Raw genomic sequence first — 2,908 nt, 5'->3', positions numbered from 1 at the left:
CGTGCGTAAATATATGCACTTTTATAACCATCAAAGATTTCAAAAGAAATTAAATTGTGGATTTGAAATAAAGTTTAATCGTTTATAACAAAGTTTAACCGTTTTGAAAAAAGATTAACTGTTTATAAAAAAGATGCACCGTTTTATCCCTTTGGATTTACTTATCTATGGGGATATTTTTATTAAGAAAAGAAATAAAATATATGAATTGAATATAAAAACATTTTGATTCTTTAAAAATATCCCATAATTTAGTATTATTTATATATGGAATATTTTGTTTGTACGAAAGGGGTAACTTGATGTTTTTACAAAAATATAAGGGTTTGATTCTAGGAATAGTTGGTGCTGTTATAGGGGTAATATCCTGGGTTTATCTTAAAGATTTAGATTATATATATAGGGCGTGTCTTAAGTTGTTTTCTGTAACATTAATAATTATAGGATGGGTTATTGCTTGTAATTCGAACCATTTCTATAAAAAAAAGGAGAATAATAACGTATAGGTGTTACTATTCCAAAATTTTTTATACGTTTTATTAATCAGAGAATCATATAGTAAGGTTAATATGTGTAATTTTAATCAAACATTTTTATAAAAACCAATCTTAAATCTACTGAAAAAGAATCTATTTTGATTAATCTTTTTTCAAATTAGATTCTTTTTATATTCCTTAGGGTAAGGGCGGGAGTAGATATTTTTAATCAAACTTTATTTTAAAACTACATAAATCCGGTATTTATATCAACTCAAAAAATATAAGTCAAAATTAAATAAGGAGAAATTTATAATGTTTATTAATGTTTTGTTAGGTATTGTAGTTATTTGTATAGTGGTTTTTGTTATTGTGTTTATGCTAGCGAGGAAGGATATGAATAAAACGGATCCACAATATATTTTGTCGTATATTAAAGAAAACGCACAGAAGAATACATGTGCATTAATTATAAAAAAAAATGGTGAAATTCTATGTTCTATTAATGAAGATAAGAGGTTACCGTTAGCAAGTATGGTTAAATTAATAATTGCTATTGAATTTGCTAAACAAAGTGCTAACGGGATCATTAATGAAAACGAATATATTTCTTTAAGCGAATTAAAGAAATATTATATCAAAAACACAGATGGTGGCGCACATCCAAAATGGGAACAGGATATGATACAAAATAATCAGATTAAAAATGATTGTGTAACTTTACAGAATATAGCAAAGGGAATGTTACAATATAGTTCGAATGCGAATACAGAATATTTAATAAATATACTCGGAATTGAAAATATTAATCAAAATATAAAGGAATTAGGCCTTCAACAACATGAAGAAGTATATCCATTTGTGTCAGCTTTATATATTCCAGGATTCTTGCAGGAGAAATTTAATTTAAGTAAGAAGGAATTAGTAAAACATCTAAATAATCTCTCTCAAGAAGAATACAAGAAGTATGCGTTCAAAATAAATGAATTAATGAAAAATGAACATCAGCTGCCGAATTTGAATATGTTTTCACTAGACTTGCAAAGGAATTGGTCAAATCGTTTGACATCAGCAGCAGCTTCTGACTATATCTCTTTGCTAGAAAGAATTAATTCCAAAAATCATTATGATGAATTAGTGCATCAAAAATTGGACAAAATTCTAGAGACTGTAATAGAAAATGAACATAATAAAAAATGGTTATTACATGCAGGACAAAAGGGTGGTTCTACTGCATTTGTTTTAACTAATGGCTTATATGCAACAAATAAAAAGGGCGATTCATTTGAAATTGTATTTATGGCAAACGAGTTAAATAGAATTGATGCTTTAAAGTTACGTAAGAATCTAAATGAATTTAATTTAAAAACATTAAAAAATGAAGAATTTAGGGGAAAGATAAAGATGGAATTGTCATGATAAAAGAGAAATTTGCATTCTATGTGCTATAGCCGTTTAGAATAGTAAGCACCTGACTTCTCTTGTCCGAGAATCTAAAAATAATGAGCCCATATTTTAAAGTGACAATAAAGTTTCTATAGTGTTTAAAGAAAAGAATGGACTATATGCTATATGTAAACGGTTATAATAGATATGTTCATGAGTTTTGATCAATCTTTTTTATAAAAACTAAATGCAGATTTCTAACAAAAGACTCCATTTTGATTAATCTTTTTTCAAAATGGAGTCTTCTTATTTACCATATAATATGTGTTTGTGGAGCTTTTTTGATTAAACTTTATTTCAAATCAACATAAATAACCTGAGTCCATATAAATATAGAACTCAGGTTGCTTAGTTGCGCTTTTTAAATACTGTCTACTTGACAGGGGTCACTGCATAGTGATAGGCTCCTTCTAAAAAATAACCATTATATATACATTGGAAATGGATTTATTTCACTAATAATGAATATGTTCCATTTCTGTTTTCCTCAGAAAAGAACATAACTAAGTAATACTTCCCTGGTTCTAATTCAATTTTCCCTTTTATATTATTTCCATCCACTTGGCCCTCAGCGACAGGATGTTCCATATCTGTTCCACGAATCAAATTCCAACCTATTCCAATTCCCTGTTCATCTATAACAGAAATATCTACTTCTTTTGGAGATGTGACATTGAATGTGTACATATACGCCATATTAGGCATATCCATATTTCCTTTGAAAAGCTTATTAAAACGAATTGCCTTTGCGCTGTCAAATCCATGACCTACTGGCTCATCCTTTTTTACGGTAACCGTTGTTTGTGCTCGGCCTACGTTTCCTTTATTATCTTTCACTGTTAGCTTGGCAGTATATGTCCCCTCTTTTCCATATACATGAGTAGGATTTGCTTCTGTACTTGTTGTACCATCGCCAAAATCCCAGAGATACGAAACAATTTTTCCACCTGTGCTTTCTGTACCATCGCTATGAAACTCAACTTTTT

3 protein-coding genes are annotated in these 2,908 nt (G+C 28.8%); 2 read left to right on the top strand and 1 reads right to left on the bottom strand.

What is annotated here, in order from left to right:
* The first annotated feature begins 302 nt into the window (after positions 1-302).
* Both CQ058_RS32645 and CQ058_RS31050 read left to right on the top strand, forming a co-directional pair.
* The gene (locus CQ058_RS32645) at positions 303-506 is read left to right on the top strand and encodes a hypothetical protein (protein WP_000479691.1); all 204 of its coding nucleotides are present in this window, start codon (positions 303-305) and stop codon (positions 504-506) included.
* 285 nt (positions 507-791) lie between these two features.
* The gene (locus CQ058_RS31050; RefSeq protein ID WP_105590255.1) at positions 792-1,895 is read left to right on the top strand and encodes a serine hydrolase; all 1,104 of its coding nucleotides are present in this window, start codon (positions 792-794) and stop codon (positions 1,893-1,895) included.
* 474 nt (positions 1,896-2,369) lie between these two features.
* On the opposite strand, the gene CQ058_RS31040 is transcribed toward CQ058_RS31050, so the two are convergent.
* Positions 2,370-2,908, bottom strand: a 539-nt coding sequence (locus tag CQ058_RS31040) for a PKD domain-containing protein (protein ID WP_142396450.1), incomplete at its 5' end; no start/stop codon positions are given.

Source organism: Bacillus sp. MYb56, assembly GCF_002976445.1.
Classification (GTDB): domain Bacteria; phylum Bacillota; class Bacilli; order Bacillales; family Bacillaceae_G; genus Bacillus_A; species Bacillus_A mycoides.
The sequence above is the reverse complement of the archived record's forward strand: the minus strand, read 5'-3'. Positions and strand labels throughout refer to the sequence as shown.